Annotated in this window: 26 protein-coding genes; 16 read left to right on the top strand and 10 right to left on the bottom strand. The window is 59.5% G+C overall.

Going from position 1 to position 25,057, the window contains the following annotated elements:
* The first annotated feature begins 17 nt into the window (after positions 1-17).
* The gene (locus tag K5E80_RS10765) at positions 18-1,382 is read left to right on the top strand and encodes a TrpB-like pyridoxal phosphate-dependent enzyme (RefSeq protein WP_220636150.1); all 1,365 of its coding nucleotides are present in this window, start codon (positions 18-20) and stop codon (positions 1,380-1,382) included.
* A gap of 171 nt (positions 1,383-1,553) precedes the next feature.
* On the opposite strand, the gene K5E80_RS10760 is transcribed toward K5E80_RS10765, so the two are convergent.
* From K5E80_RS10760 to ffh, 3 genes are all read right to left on the bottom strand, one after another.
* Complete coding sequence (locus tag K5E80_RS10760; RefSeq protein WP_220636149.1) at positions 1,554-2,834, bottom strand: OmpP1/FadL family transporter; 1,281 nt, start codon at positions 2,832-2,834, stop codon at positions 1,554-1,556.
* A 313-nt stretch (positions 2,835-3,147) separates the two neighbouring features.
* A complete protein-coding gene (locus K5E80_RS10755) occupies positions 3,148-4,011 on the bottom strand; it encodes a YihY/virulence factor BrkB family protein (protein WP_220636148.1) in 864 nt (287 codons plus the stop codon).
* A 5-nt stretch (positions 4,012-4,016) separates the two neighbouring features.
* On the bottom strand, positions 4,017-5,372 hold the full coding sequence (gene ffh, locus K5E80_RS10750; RefSeq protein ID WP_220636147.1) for a signal recognition particle protein: 1,356 nt from the start codon (positions 5,370-5,372) through the stop codon (positions 4,017-4,019).
* A gap of 76 nt (positions 5,373-5,448) precedes the next feature.
* Here ffh and K5E80_RS10745 point away from each other — a divergent pair, with 76 nt between their 5' ends.
* The 8 genes from K5E80_RS10745 to nudB all read left to right on the top strand — a co-directional run bounded on the left by K5E80_RS10745 (position 5,449) and on the right by nudB (position 13,427).
* Positions 5,449-6,267, top strand: a complete 819-nt coding sequence (locus K5E80_RS10745; RefSeq protein WP_246590944.1) for a cytochrome C assembly family protein — start codon at positions 5,449-5,451, stop codon at positions 6,265-6,267.
* Positions 6,268-6,435: 168 nt separating this feature from the next.
* Positions 6,436-7,728 (top strand): HlyC/CorC family transporter, encoded by a 1,293-nt coding sequence (locus K5E80_RS10740; RefSeq protein ID WP_343213245.1) that lies wholly within the window; start codon positions 6,436-6,438, stop codon positions 7,726-7,728.
* Positions 7,729-7,865: 137 nt separating this feature from the next.
* The gene (locus K5E80_RS10735) at positions 7,866-9,089 is read left to right on the top strand and encodes a type II secretion system F family protein (protein ID WP_220636145.1); all 1,224 of its coding nucleotides are present in this window, start codon (positions 7,866-7,868) and stop codon (positions 9,087-9,089) included.
* 143 nt (positions 9,090-9,232) lie between these two features.
* A complete protein-coding gene (locus K5E80_RS10730; protein WP_220636144.1) occupies positions 9,233-10,093 on the top strand; it encodes a prepilin peptidase in 861 nt (286 codons plus the stop codon).
* Between the two features lie 95 nt (positions 10,094-10,188).
* Positions 10,189-10,458, top strand: coding sequence for an FmdB family zinc ribbon protein (locus K5E80_RS10725; protein ID WP_220636143.1), 270 nt, complete (start codon positions 10,189-10,191; stop codon positions 10,456-10,458).
* Between the two features lie 26 nt (positions 10,459-10,484).
* Positions 10,485-11,105: a DUF502 domain-containing protein gene (locus K5E80_RS10720; protein ID WP_220637303.1), complete on the top strand. Its 621-nt coding sequence runs from the start codon at positions 10,485-10,487 to the stop codon at positions 11,103-11,105.
* A gap of 47 nt (positions 11,106-11,152) precedes the next feature.
* A complete protein-coding gene (gene aspS, locus K5E80_RS10715) occupies positions 11,153-12,952 on the top strand; it encodes an aspartate--tRNA ligase (RefSeq protein WP_220636142.1) in 1,800 nt (599 codons plus the stop codon).
* A 19-nt stretch (positions 12,953-12,971) separates the two neighbouring features.
* Positions 12,972-13,427: a dihydroneopterin triphosphate diphosphatase gene (nudB, locus tag K5E80_RS10710; RefSeq protein ID WP_220636141.1), complete on the top strand. Its 456-nt coding sequence runs from the start codon at positions 12,972-12,974 to the stop codon at positions 13,425-13,427.
* Here the strand turns inward: nudB and K5E80_RS17200 are convergent.
* The gene (locus K5E80_RS17200; protein ID WP_220636140.1) at positions 13,396-13,584 is read right to left on the bottom strand and encodes a cysteine-rich CWC family protein; all 189 of its coding nucleotides are present in this window, start codon (positions 13,582-13,584) and stop codon (positions 13,396-13,398) included. The genes nudB and K5E80_RS17200 overlap by 32 nt on opposite strands.
* A gap of 136 nt (positions 13,585-13,720) precedes the next feature.
* Between K5E80_RS17200 and K5E80_RS10700 the strand changes: the two genes are divergently transcribed.
* The 3 genes from K5E80_RS10700 (at position 13,721) to slmA (ending at position 15,887) form a co-directional block, all read left to right on the top strand.
* Positions 13,721-14,137 (top strand): Hsp20/alpha crystallin family protein, encoded by a 417-nt coding sequence (locus K5E80_RS10700; protein WP_220636139.1) that lies wholly within the window; start codon positions 13,721-13,723, stop codon positions 14,135-14,137.
* A gap of 111 nt (positions 14,138-14,248) precedes the next feature.
* Complete coding sequence (argB, locus tag K5E80_RS10695) at positions 14,249-15,133, top strand: acetylglutamate kinase (protein ID WP_220636138.1); 885 nt, start codon at positions 14,249-14,251, stop codon at positions 15,131-15,133.
* 178 nt (positions 15,134-15,311) lie between these two features.
* Positions 15,312-15,887 (top strand): nucleoid occlusion factor SlmA, encoded by a 576-nt coding sequence (slmA, locus tag K5E80_RS10690; RefSeq protein WP_220636137.1) that lies wholly within the window; start codon positions 15,312-15,314, stop codon positions 15,885-15,887.
* Between the two features lie 12 nt (positions 15,888-15,899).
* Here slmA and hemB read toward each other — a convergent pair whose 3' ends face one another.
* Both hemB and yihA read right to left on the bottom strand, forming a co-directional pair.
* On the bottom strand, positions 15,900-16,916 hold the full coding sequence (hemB, locus tag K5E80_RS10685; RefSeq protein WP_281420240.1) for a porphobilinogen synthase: 1,017 nt from the start codon (positions 16,914-16,916) through the stop codon (positions 15,900-15,902).
* 218 nt (positions 16,917-17,134) lie between these two features.
* Positions 17,135-17,740: a ribosome biogenesis GTP-binding protein YihA/YsxC gene (gene yihA / locus K5E80_RS10680; RefSeq protein ID WP_220636136.1), complete on the bottom strand. Its 606-nt coding sequence runs from the start codon at positions 17,738-17,740 to the stop codon at positions 17,135-17,137.
* A 121-nt stretch (positions 17,741-17,861) separates the two neighbouring features.
* On the opposite strand from yihA, the gene K5E80_RS10675 reads away from it, so the two are divergent.
* Positions 17,862-18,521 (top strand): c-type cytochrome, encoded by a 660-nt coding sequence (locus tag K5E80_RS10675; RefSeq protein ID WP_220636135.1) that lies wholly within the window; start codon positions 17,862-17,864, stop codon positions 18,519-18,521.
* A gap of 338 nt (positions 18,522-18,859) precedes the next feature.
* On the opposite strand, the gene K5E80_RS10670 is transcribed toward K5E80_RS10675, so the two are convergent.
* From K5E80_RS10670 to argS, 4 genes are read right to left on the bottom strand one after another with little or no spacing between them, the layout of a single operon-like run.
* Complete coding sequence (locus K5E80_RS10670) at positions 18,860-19,621, bottom strand: SDR family oxidoreductase (protein WP_220636134.1); 762 nt, start codon at positions 19,619-19,621, stop codon at positions 18,860-18,862.
* 9 nt (positions 19,622-19,630) lie between these two features.
* Entirely contained in the window at positions 19,631-20,266 is a 636-nt protein-coding gene (locus K5E80_RS10665; protein WP_220636133.1) for a thiol:disulfide interchange protein DsbA/DsbL, read from the bottom strand.
* Positions 20,267-20,278: 12 nt separating this feature from the next.
* Positions 20,279-20,911 carry an SPOR domain-containing protein gene (locus K5E80_RS10660; protein WP_220636132.1) on the bottom strand — a complete coding sequence of 211 codons (633 nt, stop codon included), beginning with the start codon at positions 20,909-20,911 and terminating at the stop codon, positions 20,279-20,281.
* Complete coding sequence (gene argS, locus K5E80_RS10655) at positions 20,911-22,668, bottom strand: arginine--tRNA ligase (RefSeq protein ID WP_220636131.1); 1,758 nt, start codon at positions 22,666-22,668, stop codon at positions 20,911-20,913. The genes K5E80_RS10660 and argS overlap by 1 nt, the downstream gene beginning before the upstream one ends.
* A 140-nt stretch (positions 22,669-22,808) precedes the next feature.
* Between argS and ubiB the strand changes: the two genes are divergently transcribed.
* The 3 genes from ubiB to K5E80_RS10640 all read left to right on the top strand — a co-directional run bounded on the left by ubiB (position 22,809) and on the right by K5E80_RS10640 (position 25,043).
* Positions 22,809-24,347: a ubiquinone biosynthesis regulatory protein kinase UbiB gene (gene ubiB, locus K5E80_RS10650; RefSeq protein WP_220637301.1), complete on the top strand. Its 1,539-nt coding sequence runs from the start codon at positions 22,809-22,811 to the stop codon at positions 24,345-24,347.
* A gap of 106 nt (positions 24,348-24,453) precedes the next feature.
* On the top strand, positions 24,454-24,666 hold the full coding sequence (locus K5E80_RS10645; RefSeq protein ID WP_220636130.1) for an AbrB/MazE/SpoVT family DNA-binding domain-containing protein: 213 nt from the start codon (positions 24,454-24,456) through the stop codon (positions 24,664-24,666).
* Positions 24,666-25,043: a type II toxin-antitoxin system VapC family toxin gene (locus K5E80_RS10640; RefSeq protein ID WP_220636129.1), complete on the top strand. Its 378-nt coding sequence runs from the start codon at positions 24,666-24,668 to the stop codon at positions 25,041-25,043. The genes K5E80_RS10645 and K5E80_RS10640 overlap by 1 nt, the downstream gene beginning before the upstream one ends.
* Positions 25,044-25,057 lie beyond the last annotated feature (14 nt).

The following is a 25,057-nucleotide window of genomic DNA, read 5'->3' as shown; positions in this document are numbered from 1 at the left end:
GACCGGAAAGACACAACATGCAAACTCTTCGCATTACTCTCGAACAGAACGAAATCCCCACCCACTGGTATAACGTGGCCGCGGATTTGCGCAGCCCGCCTTCGCCGCCGCTGGGGCCGGACAGGCAGCCGGCAACGCCGGAGCAGATGGGCGCGATCTTCCCCATGCCGCTGCTGGAGCAGGAAATGTCGGCTGAGCGCTGGATTACGATCCCCGAGGAAGTGCGGCAGATCTATGCGTTGTGGCGTCCTTCGCCGCTGTGCCGGGCGCTGCGGCTGGAACAAATGCTGGGCACCCCGGCAAAAATTTTCTACAAGTACGAAGGTGTTTCGCCTGCTGGCTCGCACAAGCCCAACTCTGCTGTGCCGCAGGCCTATTTCAACAAGATCGCCGGCACCAAAAAGCTGACTACTGAAACCGGCGCCGGCCAATGGGGTTGTTCCATCGCCTTCGCCGGGCAGATGTTCGGCTTGCCGGTGCGCATCTTCATGGTCAAGGTGAGCTACGAGCAGAAACCCTACCGCCGCTCGATGATGCAGACCTGGGGCGCCGATGTCTTTGCCAGTCCCACCACGCTGACCCAGGCCGGCCGCGACGCGCTGGCCAAGGATCCCAATAGCGAGGGTTCGCTCGGCATCGCCATTTCCGAGGCCGTCGAAGAGGCCGCCGCCAGTTCCGACACCTGCTACACGCTCGGCTCGGTGCTCAACCATGTGCTGTTGCACCAGACCGTGATTGGCCTCGAAGCCAAGAAGCAGTTCGACAAGGTCGGCCTTTATCCGGACGTCATCTATGGCCCCTGCGGCGGCGGTTCCAGCTTCGGCGGCATCGCCTTCCCCTTCCTCGCCGACAAGGCGGCTGGGGACAAACGCGCCGCGAACCTGCGCTGCGTCGCGGTGGAACCGACCTCCTGTCCGACCTTGACCAAGGGTGCCTACGCCTACGACTTCGGCGATGCCTCGGGCTACACGCCGCTGATGAAGATGTACACCCTCGGCCACGACTTCATGCCGCCCGGCATTCATGCCGGCGGTCTGCGCTACCACGGCGATTCACCGCTGGTGTCACAGCTCCTGCATGAAGGCATCATCGAGGCTATGGCGGTACCGCAGGTCGCCACCTTCGAAGCCGGCATCCAGTTCGCCCGCGCCGAAGGCATCATCCCCGCCCCCGAATCCTGCCACGCCATTCGCGCCGCCATCGACGAAGCCCTGCGCTGCAAGGCCACGGGCGAACCCAAGGTGATCCTGCTCAACCTCACCGGCCACGGCCACTTCGACATGGCCTCCTACGACCGCTATCTGGCGGGCAAGCTCGAAGACTACGACTACCCGAAGGAAGCCATCGCCGCTTCGCTGGCGCATCTGCCTAAGGTGGGGTGATTGGCACACCCGTTCGCGTTAAGCCTGTCGAAATACATACAGCATTCCTGCTCGATTTGAGGTTGCCGGGGTGAGTCCCGGCATTCTCAAAACAACAGCTGTAATAAGCCACTGCACCCGCCACAGTACTTCGCCGCTTTGTGGCGAAGCCCGCTTGTATCCAAGGATTGCTTACAGTTTCCAGCCATAGGCCACGCCAAGAATATCTTCCTCAAGAAAACTTTTCACATCGCCGCCGCCAAGCGCTGCCGGGATCGAGCCCCTGCCATTCGTTGTGTTCTTCGGCGCGTGCACATAGGCCACGCTGAGTTCCGCGCCACTGCTGGTTTTCCAGGTGCTGCCGAAAGTCAGGTGATCCTTAACTACCGCAGGCGCCGCAATGTTGAAGAAGTTTTGGTCGGAGGGAATCGGATTGCCTTTGCAGCTGTATCCGCCACGCAAGGTCAAATTCTTGCTGTACTCGTAGCTGGCGCCGAACTTGACCACGGTGATGTCCTTCCAGCCAAAGCCGCCCCCGTTGGGCGAACCGAGTAGATTGCCCTGCACGGTCAGGTTGGACAGTGGATTGGCCAGGGAGCGCACGCCGCTGTACCTGATTTCCTGGACATCTGCCACCAGTGTCAGGGCGGGTGTGATCTTGTAGGCGATGCCAATGCCATAGTTCTCGGGAACATCGAAGCTGCCGGCATCAGCTAACAATCCCTTGTACTTGTCGAACTTGGTGGCGCTGACCTTTGACACCCAGGTGGCGCCCAGACTCAGCGCCGGCGTGATCTGGCCGATCCAGCCCAGGCGCAGGCCCCAGCCAGTGGAGCTATCCGCGCCACGGTTGGTGACGCTGCCTGGATAGGCGCTGGTGCCAGGGTTGTCAAAGGCGCTGAGTCCATTGGCTGTAAAGCGCTGGTAGATGAAATTCACTGCGGCGCCGAGTGCATGCTGTTCGCTGGGTTTCCAGGCTACGGAAGGCGAAAGCGATAACTGCACAAAGTCGGTGCTGGCACTTCCTTTCGAACCGTATGCGGCGAAGGGATTGCGTGGGTAATCGATATTCAAGCCACCGTTGCCAAAAACGGCAACACCGATGCTAGTGGCATTAGATAGCTGTTTCGTATAACCGAATTCGGGGATAAAAAAGCTCTTTTTATAATTACCGTCATAGCTGCCCGAGGCGCCCGGGACAGAACTGCCGGTGATAGTGGTACCGCGCTCGGGCATGAACCAGGACAGGCCGAAGTCGATCCGATCGCCCACCAATGCCGTGCCGGCAGGATTGTTGCCGGCGGCCAGCGCATCCTGGGGCAACGCGACGCCAACGCCGGCAAGCCCCTGTGACTTCATGCCATAGCCATTAGACAAATAGCCGTTGGTGGCATGGGTGACAGTTGGGAAGAACAAGAAAGAGAGCAGCATGGTGACCAGAATGCGGCTGCTAATTAGAAATGAGAATTTCATGGACATGATCCCCCTGAAGTTTTGTTTTGATAATTCTGATTATTGTATTCAAACTCAAGCTATCTTCACTACGTGGTTGCGCGGTCATTTTACCCCGCTCATTGCGGACTGTTCGGACCATGGTTTCTCGCCCTCCGAACGACTCTTCGTGGCCGATTGTATGCATTCGGCAGTACGTTCAGAAAGCAGTCATTTGCAGAAGTATCGCCGAACCAAATGCAGTCACCTTCGGCCAAATAACCACCGATCACTGGCAACCCTGCGCGAGTTCACCCCACCGAACCCGATAGATTTTTCTACGCACAACAAATACTCATTCCCGCCCCAGCAGTTCATATTCCGCGATCACCTGCGCCCCGAACAGCAACAGCATCGCTGCAATTTCCATGCTGAACAGCGCGATCACCGCCGTGGTCAGCGAGCCGTAGACGATGCTCACCTTCGACAGATGGCCCAAATACCAGATGAACAGGTGGCGGATCATTTCCCAAATTGCGGTAGCCGTAATGCCGCCGATCAGGGCATGGCTGAAGCGGGTGCGACCGACCGGCATGGCGAGATAGATGGCGCTGAAAATCAGCGTCTCCGCGCAGAGGCCCAGCAGATACAGCATCAAGCCCGAGAGGCCGCTCAGGGACCAGTCCCGGCCCATGAAATGAATCGCTTCCTGGGCCAGAGTCTGCAATGCGATGAAAACAAGTGTGACGGCCAACAGCGATATGCCCAGCGCGAGCACGAAGCAATAGGGCAGCACGGCGGAGACGAAGGCGTGACGTTGATGCACTTCCTTACGGTGGACAAAAATGACGGCCATCGATTGTTCCAGCGCCGAGAAGGCGAGGGAGCTGAAGAACAGCATCGTCACCAGCAGCACCGCGCCGATGCCGGTACCCTTGTCCAGGAAACTGGAAACATCGAGCAGCAGCGACGCCGACTGGCTGGGCACCAGCCACTCCAGGTAGTGCCCCATCGCCCCGAGCAATTCCGCCGGGGCCACAAATTGCGAAAGCGTGATAACGGCAAGAATCAGCAGCGGCACCAGCGACAGCAGCGCGTAATAGGCAACGGCGCCCGCCAGCAGCAAGCCCTGGTTCCTGCCGAAGCTCTTGACGACTTGCCAGACAAAGGCGAAGGGGTGTTGCAGGACATGCAGGGCGGCTTTGCTCAGGATGTGCATGGCATTCACCGCATCCCCGGCATCATCCCCTTCATGCCTCGCATCATCTTCGCCATGCCACCCTTGGAGAACTGCTTCATCATCTTCTGCGTCTGTTCGAACTGATTCAGCAGGCGATTCACTTCCTGTACCTGCACTCCGGCGCCGGTGGCGATGCGGCGCTTGCGCGAGGCCTTGATGAGTTCGGGCTTGCTGCGTTCCGTCGGCGTCATCGAATTGATGATGCCTTCGATGCGGCGAATGGATTTGTCTTCCACCGCTCCGCCCGCCTGCTGCGCAGCCTGGGCGAACTGCGCCGGCAGCTTGTCGAGCAGCGAAGCAACACCGCCCATCTTGCGCATCTGCCCGATCTGTTCCTTGAAATCATTGAGATCGAAGCCCTTGCCGGACTTCATCTTCTTTGCGAAATCCTTGGCCTTGTCCTGGTCGATGCCGCGCTGCGCATCTTCGACCAGGCCGAGGATGTCGCCCATGCCGAGGATGCGCGAGGCCATGCGTTCGGGATGAAACTCTTCGAGGCCGTTGAGTTTCTCGCCGACGCCGGCGAACTTGAGCGGTTTGCCGGTGACATGGCGCACCGACAGTGCGGCGCCGCCGCGCGAATCGCCGTCGAGCTTGGTGAGGATGACGCCGGTCAGGGGCAGGGCATCGGCGAAGGCCTTGGCCGTATTCACGGCGTCCTGGCCGAGCATGGCATCGACCACGAACAGGGTTTCGATCGGCTTCAGTTGCGCATGCAGTTCGCGTATCTCGGCCATCATCACTGCATCGATCGCCAGCCGTCCGGCGGTATCGACGAAGAGCACATCGTAGTAATGCTTCTTCGCGTAATCGAGCGCGGCAGCGGCAATGGCGGACGGTTTCTGCTCGCCCGTGGATGGAAAGAAATCGATGCCAGCCTGCGCGGCGACGGTCTTCAGCTGTTCGATGGCGGCGGGACGATAGACGTCGCAACTCACCGTCAGCACTTTTTTCTTTTGCCGTTCCTTGAGCCACTTGCCGAGCTTGGCCGTGGTGGTGGTCTTGCCCGCGCCTTGCAGGCCGGCCATGAGCATGATCGCGGGCGGCTGCGTGGCGAAATTGAGCCCGACCGACTGGCCGCCCATCAATTCGGTCAATTCGCGATGCACCACGCCGACCAGGGCCTGGCCCGGCGTAAGCGAGCCGATGACTTCCTGACCGACTGCTTTTTCCTTTACCCCGGCGATGAAGTCCTTGACCACCGGCAGCGCGACGTCGGCCTCCAGCAGCGCCATGCGCACTTCGCGCAGCATGTCGGTAATATTGTCTTCGGAAAGCCGGGCCTGGCCGCGCAGGGTTTTGACGACTTTGCCGAGGCGCTGGGTAAGATTGTCGAGCATGAGTGGTGTGCCGAAATGAGGTGGACGTGAGGATATGGCGGGGTTGCGTTAAACTTCGTCCATGTCCGGAATTTTAATGCAACTCTTGGCGGCATTCCTCTATGCCGCATTGTCGGCCCGCTTGTGGCAAACCCGCTGGCACGGCCCGCAGGCCTCCCGCTCCGTCGCGAATGGATTGGGGGGGCTTGAACAGACTCTGCTGCTGGCGGCGCTCGTCATTCATGGCATCACGCTGCGCTATGACATCATTGACGGCGACGTGATGCACTTCGGCTACGCTATTGCGCTTTCCTTCATGCTCTGGCTGGCCATTGCGCTTTACTGGATCGAGAGCTTCTATACGCGCATGGAGGGATTGCTGATCATCGGCCTTCCCGCCGCCGCGGTGGCCGCATTGTTGCCGAGCCTGGTACCCGAGCATCATGTACTCGTCAATGCCGGCTCCACGATTTTTCGCTTGCACTTCCTCATCGCCATGCTGGCCTACAGCCTGTTCACGCTGGCCGCCCTGCATGCGCTGCTGATGTCGGCCGTGGAAAAAAATCTGCATCGCGGCCGGCTCTCGCCCCTGCTCTCCGGTCTGCCGCCTTTGCTGTCCATGGAAGCCCTGCTGTTCCGGGTGATCCATATTGCGTTTGCCCTGCTCTCGCTAACCCTGATTTCGGGTATCGCATTCTCCGATACCTTGTTTGGCAAACCGATTACCTTTAACCACAAAACCGTATTCGGCATCCTGTCCTGGCTGATTTTTGCCGGACTCCTGTTTGGCCGGCATTTGCGCGGCTGGCGCGGGCGCGTCGCGTTGCGCTGGACGCTGACCGGCTTTGCCGTACTCTTGCTGGCGTATGTGGGCAGCCGTTTCGTGCTCGAAGTCATTCTCGGCCGTAGTGGCTGAGTGGCACGGATCCTAGTCTCTTACCACTCAAGTCTTGGCAGAATTGGCGAAGAATATCGAGCGAAGCGAGCCAATCAGTAGCCGCCCCTTGAGGGGCGGATGGGTGGGGTGGGCCTTCAATTCGCTTTTCCGGCCAAGAGACCAAGTGCATGATCGAAGGCAGCCCTGTTGGATTCCGGCTCGGCCGGCTTAGGGATGGAGGACATCCCGCTTTCTGCGCAGTTTTGGACGCTGGCTGTACTGCTGGTCTGCTCCGGTTTTTTCTCCATGGCCGAAACGGCCATGATGGCCTCGAACCGTCATCGCCTGCGCCATCTCGCCAGAGAAGGCAACGCCGGCGCGGCATTGGCGGTAAAGCTGCTGGGGACCACCGACAAACTGCTCGGTGTCATCCTGCTCGGCAACACTCTTGTAAATGCCGTCGCCGCGATGGTCACCGGCCATATCGCGCTCACCCTGTTCGGCGAGGAAAAATGGGCGCTTGAAGCCGGTGCAGTATTCATCACCTTCTGCCTGCTGATATTTTCCGAAATCACGCCGAAGGTGATCGGCGCAACGCATCCCGATTGGCTGACGCAGCGCATCAGTTTCATTCTGGCGCCCATGCTGCGCATTGCCTATCCGCTGATCTGGACCGTGAATCTGCTGGTTACCGGACTCCTTAAATTGCTGCACCTGCAGCCCAAGCCGGGCCACCAGGAACTGCGCCTGTCGACCGAGGAACTGCGCATCCTGGTGCTTGAATCAGTGCATGGCATTCCCAGTCAGCACCGCGCCATCCTGCTCAATCTGTTTGATCTCGAAGACATCACAGTTGAAGACATCATGCAGCCGCGCGGCAGCGTTGAAGCCATCGACCTGCAAGCATCGCTGGAGGATATTCGCCAGCAGCTTGCCACCAGCTATCACACCAACTTGCCGGTATATGACGGCGATCCTGGTAATGTTATTGGCATCTTGCACCAACGCCGGCTGCTGTCGCATGTACTGGGCGGCGAGTGGAATCACGACACCCTGCGACAGCAACTAACCGATCCCTACTTCATTCCAGCCGGCACGCATATCTACTCCCAGCTCCAGTTCTTCCAGGAAAATCGCCAGCGACTGGGGTTGGTGGTGGACGAATACGGCGAAATCCAGGGCCTCATCACTCTGGAAGACATCATCGAGGAAATCATCGGCAAATTCACCACCGGCCTGCCGGGGGTCGACAACGAGTTGCGCTGGCAAACAGACAATACCGTTCTGGTTGAAGGCGGCAAACCTCTGCGCGAGCTGAATCGCTCTTTGGGCCTGGATTTGCCGCTGGAAGGGCCGAAGACCCTGAATGGGCTCATCCTTGAGTATTTTCAGGATATTCCCGAAGCAGGCATTAGCGCCAAAATCGGTGGTGTTGTCATGGAAGTAGTGCAAACTCAGGACAAGGCGGTAAAAATTGTCCGGCTCAGCAGGCCAAAATAGTGAAAACCAGTGAGGATTCCGTCATAGGCCGGGCTTTACAAAGCCGCACCGGCCGGGCATCATCAAGGATGGAAAATCGGTTTCCCGCGTATGGGCGGCTGGCTGCATACATGGGGTTCGATTAGGGAGAAGTCTCAATGGCCGCTGCGAAAAAAACCGCGCAAAAAGAATTTATCTACTCTTGGAAGGGCAAGGACCGCTCCGGGAAGGCCATTGGCGGTGAAATGCGGGCGACGGGCGAAGTGGCTGTCCAGACTACCCTGCGCCGCCAGGGATTTATTGTTACCAAGATCAAGAAGCAGTCGGCGCGAAGCGGCGGCAAGGTCGAGGAGAAGGACATTGTTCTATTCACGCGCCAACTGGCCACCATGATGAAGGCCGGCGTACCTTTGCTGCAATCTTTCGATATCGTCGCCAAGGGATCCAGCAACGCCGCCGTAACCCGCCTGCTGATCGAGATCAAGACGGATATCGAAACCGGCTCGAACCTGAACTCGGCTTTCCGCAAGCACCCGCTTTACTTCGACGCGCTCTACTGCAATCTGGTCGGAGCGGGGGAACAGGCCGGGATACTGGAGTCCCTGCTCGATCGTCTTGCCACCTACAAGGAAAAGTCCCTTGCGCTGAAAAAGAAAATCAAGGGAGCGATGAGCTATCCGATCACGATTCTGACGGTAGCTTTCATTGTGACCGCCATCATCATGATTTTCGTGGTGCCGCAATTCAAGAGCGTGTTCTCCAGTTTCGGCGCCGACCTCCCGGGACCGACCCTGGTGGTCATCGCCATGTCGGAGTTTTTCGTCGCTTACTGGTGGGCGGTGTTCGGCGGTATTGGCGGCGCCATTTTCGGTTTCATCTACGTCAAGAAAAGGTCGCTGGCGGTCCAGATCGCCATGGACCGAATGGTACTCAAACTCCCCTTGTTCGGCCCTCTCCTGCAAAAAGCCATCATTGCGCGTTGGACCCGGACGCTGGCAACCATGTTTGCGGCGGGTGTCCCGCTGGTGGAGTCGCTGGAGTCGGTTGGCGGCGCGGCGGGCAACTATGTCTATAAAGTAGCCACCAAGCAGATCCAGAACGAGATCAGTACCGGCAATACGCTTGTTGCAGCAATGCAGAACTCAAACGTGTTTCCGAGCATGGTATTGCAGATGGTCGCCATCGGCGAAGAATCCGGCGCCCTGGACAGTATGCTGGGCAAGGTGGCCGATTTCTTCGAGGCCGAGGTTGACGATGCGGTCGAGAACCTCACTGCGCTGATGGAACCCATGATTATGGCCATCCTGGGCGTGGTTATCGGCGGCATCGTCATCGCCATGTATCTGCCGATCTTCAAGCTCGGTTCCGTCGTCGGCGGTTGATAGATGGCAATGGTTTCCGCGGCCGGCGGTGCGCCGGAACCTGTACTGCTCGTCGCATTCGCTTCGCTGCTGGGGCTACCGATCGGTAGCTTTGGTTCCGGCATAACATGCTTCGCATGTTAGCCTCCACTGAAACTGCTTCGATGCTCACTGTTCTTCAGGATCCATTCAGCTTGATCATTCTTTCAGCCGTGTTTGGCTTGATTGTGGGCAGTTTTCTGAATGTCGTGATCCATCGCCTGCCGAAAATGATGGAACGAGACTGGCAGTGCCAATGCGCCGAGTTGCGCGGCGAAACGCTGCCCAACGCCGAAAAGTTCACGCTGGCTGCGCCGCGCTCGCGTTGCCCGCATTGCGGCCATGCGATTTCGGCAATCGAGAACATTCCCGTCCTCAGCTACCTGTTCCTCAAGGGCCGCTGTCGCGAGTGCAAAGCGTCCATCAGCCTGCGTTACCCACTGGTGGAACTATTGACCGCCGCGCTATTCGGTCTCGCCGCATGGCGCTTAGGTTATTCCGCCGCGACGCTGGGAGCGATGTTTTTCTGCGCCGTCGCCATCGCCCTGAGCTTCATCGACTTCGATACCCAACTGCTGCCCGACGACCTGACGCTGCCCCTGCTTTGGGCCGGCCTGCTGTTCAATTTGTGGGGCACTTACACAAACCTCGCCAGCGCGGTGGTTGGCGTCATTGCCGGCTATCTCTCGCTGTGGTCGGTCTATTGGGGCTTCAAGCTGTTAACCGGCAAGGAGGGAATGGGCTACGGTGACTTCAAGCTGCTCGCCGCTATCGGCGCCTGGGTCGGCTGGCAGGTGCTGCCGTTGACGATATTGCTTTCGTCCCTGGTCGGCGCGCTGGTCGGCATTGCCTTGATCGTGGTGGCGCGCCACGGCCGCAATGTGCCGATTCCGTTCGGACCTTATCTCGCCGCCGCCGGCGTCATTGCCCTGTTCTGGGGCAAACCGCTGACACAAGTCTATCTGGGCAGCGTGCTGCGGGGTTGAAAAAGCGCCGTCTCACCCCCATCCAGGTTGCCCTACGGTGCCTTTTGCCGCAGGCCCTTACGTTATAATCCGACCTTTATTTGGGGGCAACAATCATGCCTATTTACGCATATCGCTGCACAGCATGCGGTTTCGAAAAAGACGTTCTGCAAAAATTGAGTGATGCGCCGCTCAATACCTGTCCCGAATGCCATGTCGACAGCTTTGCAAAGCAAGTGACCGCCGCTGGTTTCCAGCTCAAGGGCAGCGGCTGGTACGCAACCGACTTCAAGGGCGGTAGCAAACCGGCGGCACAATCCAAGCCCGATGCTGCAGTACCTCCTTGTCAAGGCGGCACTGGCGCCTGCCCCTCATCGTGCAGTTGACAAGCCCTGGCTAGAAAGCTTTGGCCCTGAAAAAATATTTCATTACCGGGCTGCTGATTTGGGTGCCGCTGGTGATCACCCTGTGGGTACTCGCCACGATCATCCGCACCATGGATCAATCGCTGCTGCTGTTGCCGGAAGCGTCGCGTCCCGAGCACCTGATGGGTTTCTACCTGCCCGGAATCGGCGTCGTGCTGACGCTGCTCGTGGTCCTCGTCAGCGGCGTTGTCGCGACCAACATTGTCGGGCAGCGTTTTCTGCTGTTCTGGGAAAGCCTGCTATCGCGCATCCCGGTCGTCAAATCGGTTTATCACAGCGTCAAGCAGGTGAGCGACACGCTACTGGGCAATAGCGGCGTTGGCTTGCGCAAAGTGCTGCTGGTGCGTTATCCGCACCCCGAAGCCTGGTCGATCGCTTTCCAGACCAATATCCCGGTCAGCGAAGTCTCAGCCGCGTGCGCGGATGAAATGGTCGGGGTCTTCATTCCGACTGCGCCCAGCCCGGTCAACGGCTTTTTCTTTTTCGTGCGCAAACGCGACACGATAGAACTCGACATGAGTGTCGACAGCGCCCTTAAATACATCATCTCCATGGGAGTCGTCGCCCCAACCGCGCTACATCCTGCCACTCACGCCCAGAACGAATAGCCCCGGCACCGGCATCGCCGGCGCCTTTTTCATCCCATGGAATCAATATGCGTACTCACTACTGCGGCCAGCTCAATGCCAGCCTGATCGATCAAACCGTCACCCTCTGCGGCTGGGCCCATCGCCGCCGCGACCATGGCGGCGTCATTTTCATCGACCTGCGCGACCGCGCAGGCCTGGCGCAGGTTGTCTGCGATCCGGATCGCGCGGAAATGTTCGCGCTGGCCGAAAGCGTGCGCAACGAGTTTGTCCTGCGCGTCACCGGCAAGGTGCGCCACCGCCCGGCCGGCACCGTGAATGCCAATCTGGCTTCGGGTGAAATCGAAATCCTTTGCCACGAACTGGAGATACTGAATCCCGCCGTCACGCCGCCGTTCTCGCTCGACGATGACAATCTGTCCGAGAACGTGCGCCTGACCCATCGCGTCATCGATCTGCGCCGTCCGCAGATGCAGAAGAACCTGATGCTGCGTTATCGCACCACGATGGCGTTCCGCCGCTTTCTCGACGCCAACGGCTTCATTGACATCGAGACACCGATGCTGACCAAGAGCACGCCCGAAGGTGCGCGCGACTATCTGGTGCCGTCGCGCGTACAGCCGGGGCAGTTCTTCGCCTTGCCGCAATCGCCGCAACTATTCAAGCAGTTGCTGATGGTGGCCGGTTTCGATCGCTACTACCAGATCGTCAAGTGTTTCCGCGACGAAGACCTGCGCGCCGACCGCCAGCCCGAATTCACCCAGGTCGATATCGAAACCTCGTTCATGGATGAGCAGCAGATCATGGCCCTGATGGAGGCGATGATCCGCACGGTATTCGAGGAAACACTCGCCGTCGAACTGCCGAATCCCTTTCCGCGCATGAGCTATGCTGAAGCCATGCAGCGTTATGGTTCAGACAAGCCCGATCTGCGCGTAACGCTGGAACTGGTCGATGTCACCGATGCCGTGGCCGACGTCGCCTTCAAGGTATTCAGCGGTCCCGCCAGCTCCGGTGGTCGCGTCGCCGCACTGCGTATTCCGAACGGCGCCAGCCTGACCCGCAGCGAGATCGACGGCTACGCCGAATTCGTCAAAATCTACGGCGCCAAGGGCCTGGCTTATATCAAGGTCAACGATGCATCGAAGCTCAACGAGGAAGGCCTGCAATCGCCCATCGTCAAGAACCTGCATGCCGCAGCGCTGAAGGCCATCGTCGAGCGCACCGGCGCGCAATCCGGCGACCTGATTTTCTTCGGCGCCGACAAGACCAAGATCGTCAATGACGCCATCGGCGCGCTGCGCATCAAGCTTGGCCACGAAAAGGGTTATCTCAATGGCAAGGCATGGGAGCCGCTCTGGGTGGTGGATTTCCCGATGTTCGAGTACGACGAGGAGGGCAAGCGCTGGAATGCCTGCCACCATCCCTTCACCGCGCCCAAGGCCGGCCATGAGGATTTCCTCGCAACCGATCCGGGCAGGTGTCTGGCCAAGGCCTACGACCTGGCCCTCAACGGCTCGGAAATCGGCGGCGGCTCGGTGCGTATCCACCGCGAAGAAGTGCAGAGCAAGGTGTTCCGCGCCCTCGGCATCGGCGCCGAGGAGGCCCGGCTCAAGTTCGGCTTCCTGCTCGATGCGCTCAAGTACGGCGCACCACCGCACGGCGGCCTCGCCTTCGGCCTCGATCGCATCGTTACCATGATGACGGGTGCCGAGTCGATTCGCGACGTGATCGCCTTCCCCAAGACCCAGCGCGCGCAATGCCTGCTCACCGATGCACCGTCGCCGGTCGATGAGAAGCAGTTGCGCGAATTGCATATCCGCCTGCGGCAGAAGGTGGAAACGCAAGTAGAAGTCGGCAAATCCTGAGCAACACGGCAATCCCGGTATGAAATACAAAATACCGGTCTCCGTGCTCGTGGTGATTCATACTCCCGCGCTTGACGTGCTGTTGCTGGAGCGCGCCAAACACCCCGGCTTCTGGCAGTCGGTGACGGGCAGCATTGAAGAAGGCGAAGTCCTGCTCGACACGGCGCAACGCGAGGTACATGAGGAAACCGGTATCGATGCATCCGCGAGCGAGTTCGTGGCATGGAATGTCGTCAACAACTTCCGCATCTCGCTTTCGCCGGAGCGCTTCGCGCCCGATGTCACCCATAACCGGGAGAACGTTTTCAGCCTCTGCGTGCCAGCGGTGATGCCGATACGACTGGCACCCGATGAGCATCTTGCCTATCGTTGGTTACCGTTCCGTGAAGCTGCGGCAGAATGTTTTTCATGGACCAACCGCGACGCGATCCTCATGTTGCCGCTCATATTCCCTTTGAGGCCAACAACTCCTTGAGGCATTGCGGACAGTAGCAGTCTCTTGCATCGGTATCTGCATCAGCCAATACCGGTTGTGCCATACACCAGCAGGTCTTCTCGCCCGATTTTGCACCGCAGCGGAATTCGGCGCCGCACTTCGGGCAGCGGCTGTTTTCATGTATTTCGGAAGACATGGCAAAGATTGTGAATGCAAATGTCAGCAACCGCAAGGAACGCAGGCACTTGAAAACCAGGGAAACATCCCGATTTATCTATTGCGCGGCAAATACACCGCAACTGATTAACCAAACCCGATACAAGGAGAAGCACATGAGCAATCTGACAAAACGTTACGATCCGTTTGACGAACTGTTCCGCGGATTTTTTGTTCGCCCCGTGGATTTCGGCCAGGGCCGTGAAGCGCCGGAACTGCGCGTTGATGTGAAGGAAAACGACAATGCCTACGAGGTGCATGCCGAATTGCCGGGCGTGAACAAAGAAGATATCCACGTCGACATCGACGGCGCCGTGGTGGCGATCTCCGCCGAGCGCAAGCAGGAGAAGGAAATCAAGGAAGGCGAGCGCGTCCTGCGCACAGAGCGCTACTTTGGCAAGGTATCGCGCAGCTTCCAGTTGGCGCAGGAAATCGACGAAAACCAGACCGTCGCCAGGTACAACAATGGCGTGCTGGAACTGACGCTGCCGAAGAAGACCGCCGTACAAGCCAGGCGCATCACGATTCAGTAAGCAATCGTCATCAATGGCGCGCGCCGGGTACGCAAACCCGGCGCGCGCCCTTTTCCTGCCGGCGCGGATAAAATGCGGGCTTCGTTCGCTCAAGAAGCCCGCCATCCCGCCATGACAGCAAAGATTCTGCCGCAGGACAAGGCCGCGATCCTCGCCGAGGCGCTGCCCTACATCAAGCGTTTCCACGGCAGGACCATCGTCGTCAAATACGGCGGCAATGCCATGACGGATGAGAAGCTCAAGCAGAGCTTCGCTCGCGATGTTGTGCTCCTCAAGCTGGTTGGCATGAACCCGGTGGTGGTGCACGGCGGCGGGCCGCAAATCGACGACATGTTGAAACGCGTCGGCAAGACAGGCCATTTCATCCAGGGCATGCGCGTCACCGACGCCGAGACCATGACCGTGGTTGAAATGGTGCTCGGCGGCCAGGTCAACAAGGAGATCGTCAATCTCATCAATCAGCACGGCGGCAAGGCCGTCGGCCTCACCGGCAAAGACGGCAATTTCATTCGCGCCCAAAAACTGCTGATGCCGAGCCAGGAAAAGCCGGGGCAGACGGTTGATTTGGGGCAGGTCGGCGATATCGTCGCCATCGATCCAGCGCTGATCGCCCTGCTCGACAGCGGTGCCTTCATTCCCGTCATTGCCCCGATCGGTGTCGGCGAGGATAACGAAACCTACAACATTAATGCTGATGTCGTGGCCGGCAAGATTGCCGAAGTTCTCAGGGCCGAGAAGCTGGTGCTGCTTACCAACACCCCAGGTGTGCTGGATAAGGAGGGAAAGCTGCTCACTGGCATCACACCAAGACAAATCGACGACATGGTGGCCGACGGGACGCTGTCCGGTGGCATGCTGCCGAAGATCGGCTCTGCACTCGACGCAGCGCGCAGTGGCGTGAAAAGTGTGCATATCATCGACGGCCGCGTCGAACATGCGCTGCTGCTGGAGATTCTGACCGACGAAGGGGTCGGCACTTTGATCAAATCCAAATAAGCGCCAGCATTAGCGTAAAAAAATGTAATAACGAAGTGATTTGTTGTAATCGAGTGCAGCGAGCTAATCAGTAGTCCCGCCCTGGGGCGGGGACGGGTGGGGGCATTCAATTTGCCTTTGCGTTTTATCATCCGCAGGGGTGCAATAATTATTGCATAAGCATTAAGGGGGGAGACAAATGGCTGCAAAACCGGGCGAGCGCAAGCTCCAGATACTGCAAACCATCGCCGCGATGCTGGAGAATCCGGCCGGAGAAAAAGTCACCACGGCGCTCCTGGCGGCCAAGCTCGTTGTCTCGGAAGCCGCACTTTACCGCCACTTCGCCAGCAAGGCGCAGATGTACGAGGGCCTCATCGAGTTCATCGAAAGCGGCATTTTCTCGGTGCTGAACCAGATCGGCGTCGACGAGGAATCTGGCCTGCGCCAAGTTGAATTGATGGTGGCCACCACGCTGCGCTTTGCACAAAAAAATCGCGGTTTGACACGGGTATTGATCGGCGACGCGCTGGTGCATGAAAACCCGCGCCTGCAAGTGCGCATCAACCAGGTCACTGACCGCATTGAAGCCACACTGAAGCAAAGTCTGCGCATAGCCGTGACGCAAGGCAGGCTGCCGGCCGAACATGATGTCGGCGCGCATGCAGCGATACTGGTGGACTATGTCATCGGCCGCTGGCACCGCTTCGTCAAGAGCGGTTTCAAGAACGACCCCATGGACCAGTGGACTCAGCACTGGTTATTGCTGCAGCGCTGAAAACCAGAAACCTTAACTGTTCTTGCCGCTTTTATTCAATAACTCTGCGGCCTCAAGGGCGAAGTAAGTCAGGATGCCGTCGGCGCCGGCGCGCTTGCAGGACAATAGCGCTTCGAGCAGGCAGGCATCGCGCTCGAGCCAGCCATTGGCGAAGGCGGCCTGCAGCATCGCATATTCGCCGCTGACCTGATAGACATAGGTCGGCGCGCCGAATTCATCCTTCACCCGACGCACGATATCGAGGTAAGGCAGGCCGGGCTTGATCATCACCATGTCGGCGCCTTCCTGCAGGTCTAGCGCCACTTCGCGCAGGGCTTCGTCGGAATTGCCCGGATCCATCTGGTAAGTGCGCTTGTCGCCCTTGCCCAGATTCGCGGCGGAACCCAGGGCATCGCGGAACGGGCCGTAGAAACTCGAGGCGTACTTGGCCGAGTAGGCCAGGATGCGCGTGTGGATATGGCGCCTGGCATCGAGCGCCGCACGGATGTTGCCGATGCGGCCATCCATCATGTCCGAGGGCGCCACCACATCGACGCCTGCCGCAGCATGACAGAGCGCCTGTTTCGTCAGCGCCTCGATGGTCTCGTCGTTGAGCACGTAGCCGCTGGCATCAATCAGCCCGTCCTGCCCGTGGCTGGTATAGGGGTCGAGCGCCACGTCGGTAATCACGCCGAGTTCGGGGAATTCCTTTTTCAGGCGCGCCACCACGGTCGGCACCAGCCCGTCCGGATTCCAGGCTTCCGCAGCATCCAGCGATTTTTTTGCGCTATCGATTACCGGGAACAGGGCCAGCGCGGGAACCCCGAGTTTGAGAGTGCGCTCGGCGACCGGCAACAACCGGTCCAGCGAGAAGCGCTCAACGCCCGGCATCGATGCCACCGGCTCACTCCTCGCCGCGCCTTCGAGCACGAATACCGGATAAATAAAATCAGCCGGCGTCAACACGGTCTCGCGCATCATGCGGCGTGAAAACTCGTCGCGGCGCATGCGCCGCATCCTGATGGAGGGGAATGTCCCTGTTGTATTCATGGTGTATTGTGAGATTTATTACGAAACTGTGGAACTATTTTACGTGGTTCCAATCTCATAGAGCAGATGACGTTCTCGCCATCTCCCGCTAACCTCCCTGAGCGGGCGCCTTGATCAAGAGTTAAGGCCTTGCCCCTGGTTTCCTCCCTTTTAACCAGGGGCTTGTTTTTTGCGCTTGCGCAAAAAACAAGCCCTTCCTTATCTCTTATCTCGGCTCGCTACGCTCGTGGATTTTGGTCCAGCCACGTACCAATCGCCGCTTCCGCCTCGTCCATTCCTGTTTTTTTCAGGCTGGAAAACAACTGCAGGGTTATCTTGTCGCCAAGCCTTGCTGCCTCTACTTTTGCGGCGCTCAAGGTTTTGGCCTGTTCCTGCCGCGTCAGCTTGTCGGCCTTGGTCAACAGGCAATGGATCGGCTTGCCAGTCGGCGCAAACCAGCCGACCATCTGCCGGTCCAGCGGAGTAAACGGCCGCCGCGCGTCCATGATCAGCACCAGCCCGGACAGATTTGGGCGCCGCGTCAGATAGTTCTCCAGCAACTCGCCCCACTGGCGCCGCACCTTTTCCGGCACGTCGGCATAGCCGTAACCAGGCAAATCCACCAGGGCCGCGCCATTCTTCATGCGAAAAACATTGATCAACTGCGTCCGCCCCGGCGTCTTCGACACGAAGGCCAGTCGCGTATGACCGACCAGGGTGTTGATGGCCGAGGATTTGCCGGCATTCGAGCGCCCCGCAAAGGCGATTTCGGGCGCAAACGGCGGCGGCAGGCCGGCGGGGCTGGCGACCGAAATTTCGAACTCTGCATGGCGGAACAAGGACATGGAAGTGCCGACCAATGTGGCGAATACGCTGTAAGCAGACAAGCGCGTGGGAAACAGGGCCGCCAGTATAGAATAATAAGTCTCCGCAGCCGCTCTCCCACTTGCAAAGCGAGGAACTCCCATGAGGTCGAAGCATTTCCTGCTGTTGCCGTTGATCCTGTTCACGGGCACGTTGGCACAGGCCAATGAACCTGCCAAGGCGGCACAATTGACACCCAAGGCGGACCTGGTCAAAGGCCAGCAAATTGCCAGCGGTGTTTGCGCTACCTGTCATAATGCCGATGGCAATAGCAGCATTTCCACCAATCCGAAACTCGCCGGACAAAGCGCCGAATATCTCTACAAGCAGTTAAAGAATTTCAGGTCGGTCGATGGCAAGCCCGCCGAACGTCCCAATGCGGTGATGGGCGGCATGGTGATGACGCTCGCCACGGATGATGACATGCGCAATGTCGCCGCATGGTTCGCCTCGCAAACCCAGAAGGGGGGCCAGGCCAAAAACGGGGAAACCGTGGAATTCGGCCAGAAGCTTTATCGCAGCGGCGATCTGAGCAAGGGTCTGCCCGCCTGTGCCGGTTGCCACGGCCCCGCCGGCGCCGGCGTTCCGGCGCAATATCCGCGCATTGGCGGCCAGCATGCGGACTACATCGAAACACAACTGAAGACCTTCCGTTCCGGCGAACGCAGCAACGATCCGAACAAGATGATGCGACTTGTCGCGATCAAGATGACGGATGCCGAAATCAAGGCGGTGGCCGATTACATCGCCGGCCTTCATTAAACCTAGAAAAAGCAGTTCACCGCGGCGAACGCGGCGACACGGCGAAAACACAAGGCATGGCAAGCATGCGGCGCCTCACCCAGCGGGTGAAACGAAGTCCATTGGCAAGCTTTTGAGCTTCCGCTGTGCCCGCCGTGTCGCCGTGGTTCAAATGAGGTTTTCAGGTTAAACCCGGTGGCTTGGCCGGCTTAGCGTGAGAAATCGGCGACGGAGTGCCTTGTGGTATCGAGCGTAGCGAGCTGATTGGTAGCCCCGCCTCGGGGCGGGGATGGGGGTGGTGTGTTCAATTTGCCTTTGCGCATTATCACCATCAGGGGTGGTGCTGGCGACCATGTGCGTTAGAGTCGTAGCCCTCTAGGTTTGCGCCCCGCGCGCGCGGCGAGCCGGTCGTAGATCGCATCCGGCAGCAGGCGCATCAGGGTGGCGACAACGCCCATCTGCCACGGCATCACGGCGCGGCGGGCACCCCGGTCGATGGCGCGCAGCATGCAGCGCGCTGCTGCGTCGGCATCGAGTAAAAAAGGCATCGGGTAATCGTTGGCCGCCGTCATCGGCGTTGCGATATAGCCCGGCGCGATGGTGACGACCTTGACACCACTATCACGCATTTCGACGCGCAAAGATTCCAGATAGGCAAAAGCCGCCGCCTTCGATGCCGAATAGGCTCCCGCGCCGGGCAGACCGCGCACACCCGCTACCGAGGCGATGCCCACCAGCCAGCCGCCGCCGCGCTGACGCATGGCGGCGGCGAACGGCGCGAAGGTGTTGACCATGCCCATGACATTAGTGGCGAAGATGCGCTCGAAGGCCTTGAGATCGCCGCTTTTTTCGGTCAGCGTACCGGCCGAGACGCCGGCGTTGGCGATCACGATATCGGGCAAGCCGGCGCGGGAGATGAAATCGTTCGCGGCGGCCTGCAAAGCCTCGGCATTGGCGACATCGAGCGGGTAGATGAAGCTTTGTACCGGCAGGGTTGCCGCCAGCTCGCGCAACGCGCCTTCACGCCGTGCGGCCAATGCCAGCGTGGCGCCGCGCGCCGCATAAGCGCGCGCCAGCGCCGCACCGATTCCCGATGAGGCACCGGTGATGAAAACGCGCATCAGCGCCGGCTATTTTTTGTTGGCGCGAGCCATGTCGATGATCTGATCGGTCAGCGCGAGCAGATCGTCATAGCTCTGGATGGTGTTCTTCAGCACGACGTAGCGGCCGTCGACCACAATGGTCGGCACGCCCTCGATCTTGTGCGAGGCCGCGAGCTGCAGGGCGCGCTGTACCTTGGCCTGGATGGCGAAGGACTTGTAGATGTCGCTGAACTTCTTCGCGTCGAGCCCTTTCTTCGCCGCCCAAGCCTGGATTGCAGTGTCATTGCTTGCGTTGAGCGACTTGTCGCCGTGAATAGATGCGAAGACGTCGCCGCGCAGCTTGTCTTCAACTTCCATCACGTCGAGCGTGTAGAACAGTTTGGCGGAGGGCGCCCACTGGCCGCCCGCAAACGGTACGTGAATGAAGCCCACGTCCTTGGGCAGCTTCTTGATCCAGGGATTGATGGACGGTTCCAGGTGATAGCAGTGCGGGCAGGTGTAGGAGAAGAATTCGAGGACTTCGATCTTGCCCGGCGCCACATCGGTCGGTTGCGGCGGGCTGAGGAGATCGTAGTGCTCGCCTTTCTGCAGGGGTGCGGCATTGGCGGCGGCCAGAAAAACAAGAAAACCGATAATGGCGAACAAGGTTTTCACGATACGCATGAGTTCATTCTCCTAGGGTTTGCCCGGCTTGGATTCGGTGGACGGTGCCGGGGTGCCGGCTTCCTTCACTTTGATCAGTGTGGCCTGCACGCCGTTCTGCGCCATCAGCGTGCGTACCTGATTCATTTCGTTAGGCGTGGCATAGGGACCGGTACGCACGCGATGCAGCGTGCCCTTGTCCGGCACGGCAACATCCTGCACGCTGGCCTCGACACCGATCAACGCCAGCTTGGCCTTGAGGTTGTCGGCATCGGTGGCTTTCTGGAAAGCGCCGACCTGCAAATAGAACAGTTCCATCGGCACCTGGGCCTGGCCCGATGTCTGGTCATCGACCGGCGGCGGATTTGTCGCATTGTTGCCCGGCGCCGCTTCCTGCGTGCCGGGCAGGATCTTGTAGAACTCGAAGCGCGGTTTTTCGACCGGGGCATCGCCGGGCTTGCCCGGCAGAGGTAGCGCTTCCTGTCCCTTGCGAACGGTCTGGTCCTGCTCCGGCCGGCCATTTTTTTCCTGAAAGGGCAACGGCGCCTTGTTAAGGTAGAGCACGACGCCGAAGGCGATCAATACGCCGATGACGAGGCCGATGAAACCGCCCAGCAGTAATTTGCTGCCCCCACCTGCGCCATGCCTGCCTGATGCATTGTTCATTACATTGACTCCGGTGCCGATACGCCAAGAAGTTTCAAGCCGTTTGCCAGCGTCTGTTTTACCGCCTGTGCCAGAGCAAGACGGGACCGCTGAAGCGAGACATTTTCGACCAGCAGACGTTCCGCGTTATACCAGCCATGGAAGCCGGCCGCCAGTTCTCTGAGATAGAAAGCGACGCCATGCGGCGCATAGTCGCGCGCGGCGGCTTCGATGACCGCGGGGAATTCGCGCAACTGTGCGCATAACGCCAATTCGAGCGGATGAGTCAGCAATGCCGGGTTGGCATGCGCCAGTTCGGCCACCGCCGTTGCCAACCCTGCCTTCGCTTGCACCAGCACCGAGCAGATGCGGGCGTGGGCGTACTGCACGTAGTACACCGGATTGTCGTTCGACTGCGAGGTGGCGAGGTCGAGATCGAAATCAAGCGCAAGATCGGATTTGCGCAGCATGTAGAAGAAACGGCAGGCGTCGTTGCCGACTTCCTCGCGCAAGGCGCGCAGGGTGACGTACTCGCCGGCGCGTGTCGACATCGAAGCCTTCTCGCCATTGCGGTAGAGGCTGACGAACTGCACCAGCGTCACGTCGAGCTTGTTGGCATCGAGGCCGAGCGCCGTCAAGGCGCCCTTCACGCGCGGGATGTAACCGTGGTGGTCGGCACCCCAGATGTCGATCACCTTGTCGAAGCCGCGCTCGAATTTTTCCAGATGGTAGGCGATGTCCGAAGCAAAGTAGGTGTAGAGACCGTTGTCGCGCTGCACGACGCGATCCTTTTCATCGCCGAAGGCGGTGGAGCGGAACCACTTGGCGCCTTCCTTGACGTAAATGTGACCCTGCTGTTCGAGACGCTCGACGATGCGCTGCACGGCGCCAGAGGTGTACAGAGAATTCTCTGAATACCAGACCTCGAAGTTGACGCCGAAGGCAGCCAGATCCTGCTTGCAGTCTTCCAGTTGTTCATTCAGCGCGTACTGATGGATGCGCTGCCAGCCCGTGCCGAGCAGGCGCTTGCCGGCGGCGATAAGACCGTCGAGGCGCTCTTCGATATCGCTCTCGATGGACGGCACATCGGAGAGCACCGCCTCGGTGGCACGCACATGCCTGGCGCCGTCCTCCTGCTTGATACCGAGCGCCATGCTTCTCACATAATCGCCCTGATAGGCATTGGGCGGGAAGGGAATCGTGATGTCGTGCAGTTCGAGATAGCGCAGCCAGGTCGACACGGCGAGGATATCCATCTGCCGCCCTGCGTCATTGACGTAGTACTCGCGCGTCACCGCATAACCGGCGAAGTCGAGTACGGCGGCGAGGCTGGCGCCATAGGCCGCGCCGCGGCCATGGCCGACATGCAGCGGGCCGGTGGGGTTGGCCGAGACGAATTCCACTTGCACTTTGCATCCCGAACCCAGCTTGATACGGCCGAAATCCGCGCCTTGCGCCAGCACTTCGGCGATCACTGCGGTGCGCGCCGCATGCGAGAGCGTGAAGTTGATGAAGCCCGCACCGGCAATCTCGGCCTTCTCGATCAGTAGCGATACCGGCAGCGCGGCGAGCAGCTTTTGCGCGATCTCGCGCGGATTGGCCCGCAGAGCGCGGGCGAGCTGCATGGCCAGGTTGCTGGCGAAATCGCCATGGCTGGCCTGCTTGGGGCGCTCGATCAGGATTTCAGTCGCAGCAGCAGTGGGCGCCACACCGGAGAGTGCAGTGTGCAGCAGTTGCGCAATGTGCGCTTTGAGGTCGGTAGGAGAGTTGGCAGGCATGGGGTGCAAGGCAGTGACGAATCAGGGTGTCTGTCAGCAGTAACCCTTGGCGAAGGCCGCATTATAGCGGCCCAGCCTTTCGCCACGTCATGAAAGCGGGTAAAGTCCCGGCTCCTGCGCTATTAGGATTTATTGCCTTGCTGCGTCTCTTTCGTTTCGCCAAAATCGTTCGCATCGGCCTGGGCTACGGACTCGACCAGATGGTGCCCGAGTTTGCCTCGCCGTTTGTTCCCTTGAGCTGGGGGAAGCGCGTGGTGCGCGGCTTGCTGTTCTGGCGCAATCTCTCGGCCCCGCGCGGCGAACGCCTGCGTGAGGCACTGGAAACGCTGGGGCCGATTTTCGTCAAGTTCGGCCAGGTGCTATCGACGCGGCGCGACCTGTTGCCGCCGGATATCGCCGACGAACTGGCAAAGTTGCAGGATCAGGTGCCGCCTTTCCCCACCCCGCAGGCCATCGCCGAACTGGAGCGCGTTTACGGCAAGCCGCTGGCTGAAGTATTTGCCACTTTCGATCAGGAAACGGTGGCTTCAGCGTCGGTCGCGCAAGTCTATATGGCGACCTTGTTCGACGGCCGCGAAGTGGCGGTAAAAATACTGCGCCCCGGCATCGTGAACGTGATCGAACACGATTTGGCGCTGATGCGGACCGGCGCCGAACTGCTGGAAAGGCTCTGGCCGGAGGCGCGCCGCCTCAAGCCGCGCGAAGTGGTGGCGGAATTCGACAAATATCTGCACGACGAACTCGACCTGATGCGCGAAGCGGCCAATTGTTCCCTACTGCGCAGGAACTTTGCCGGGTCGCCCCTGCTGCTGGTCCCCGAAGTACATTGGGATTTTTGCTCCACCTCGGTGATGGTGATGGAGCGCATGCATGGCACGCCGATTTCGCAGAAGGACGAACTGATCCGCCAGGGCGTCGACATTCCGGCGCTGGCGCGCGCCGGGGTGGAGATTTTTTTCACCCAGGTATTCCGCGACGGCTTCTTCCACGCCGACATGCACCCCGGCAACATTTTCGTCGCGACGGACGCAGCCAATCGCGGCAAATACATCGCGCTCGACTTCGGCATCGTCGGCACGCTCACCGACAGCGACAAGAGCTATCTGGCGCGGAACTTTCTCGCCTTCTTCAAGCGTGATTACAAGGACGTCGCCGAATCCCATGTCGAATCCGGCTGGGCACCGGCCGATACGCGCATCGACGAGTTCGAATCGGCGATCCGCTCGGTATGCGAACCGATATTCGACAAGCCATTGAAGGAAATTTCCTTTGGCCGCGTGCTGCTGCGCCTGTTCCAGACTTCGCGCCGCTTCAATGTCGATGTCCAGCCGCAATTGGTGCTGCTGCAAAAGACTCTGCTGAATATCGAAGGGCTGGGCCGCCAGCTCGACCCCGAGCTCGACCTGTGGAAGACGGCGAAGCCCTTCCTCGAACGCTGGATGAGTGAGGAACTCGGCTTGCGCGGCTTGGCCACCAGCCTGAAAAAGGAGGTGCCGCGCTGGGCGAAGATTCTGCCCCAGTTGCCCCGCCTGGCGCACCAATCGCTGCAACCGCGCGATGACAGTGCGCTGCGCGAGGAACTGCGTCTTCTGCGGCAGGCGCAGCGGCGTCAAGGCTGGTTTCTGGCCGCGATATTCGTCATGGGTTTGACCGCTCTCGGCTTGTACTTCTTCGCCTAAAGATTTCCGGCTCTGCCGCGGCGACGCTGCCTTATCGTGCTGGCTCGAAATGCCGGCCGGCGCTATACTCTTACCAAATCCACATCGTTCAGATTGAGGTAGGAAAATGGCCGCCATTGCAACGCTATCCAGCAAATATCAAATCTCCATCCCCAAGGCTGTCCGCGAGGAACAGCACTGGAAAGCGGGTCAGGAGTTTGTTTTCATTCCCAAGGGCAATGGCGTTCTGGTCATGCCGGTGCCTGAACTGAAGCAGCTTGCCGGGATTGCCAAAGGCGCCAAAGCCACGGGCTATCGGGACCGCAAGGATCGCTATTGATGCGTGTCGTCGATACCTCGGCCTGGATCGAATGGCTGATCGGCGGGCCGTTGAAGAAGACGCTGCTGAAAGAGTTTCCAGACAAGGAACATTGCATTGTACCGACCATCGTCCAGTTGGAACTGGCGAAGTGGCTGGCACGGGAAGTCGGTGAAGATCAGGCGGATCAGGTAATCGCTTTTACGCAAAAATGTGTCGTGGCACCGCTGGATACCCGTATTGCGCTGACCGCGGCCGACCTGCATCGCCAGTACAAGCTGGCGACCGCCGATGCGGTGGTGTATGCCACGGCATTGGAACACGGTGCCGATGTACTGACCTGCGACGTGCATTTCGAGAAGTTGCCAGGCGTGGTCTTGATTCGAAAGCGTGTTTGATATCCGGGTCCGAC

The organism is Georgfuchsia toluolica (assembly GCF_907163265.1).
Taxonomy (GTDB): Bacteria; Pseudomonadota; Gammaproteobacteria; order Burkholderiales; family Rhodocyclaceae; genus Georgfuchsia; species Georgfuchsia toluolica.
This window is presented reverse-complemented; position numbering and strand designations above follow the sequence as displayed.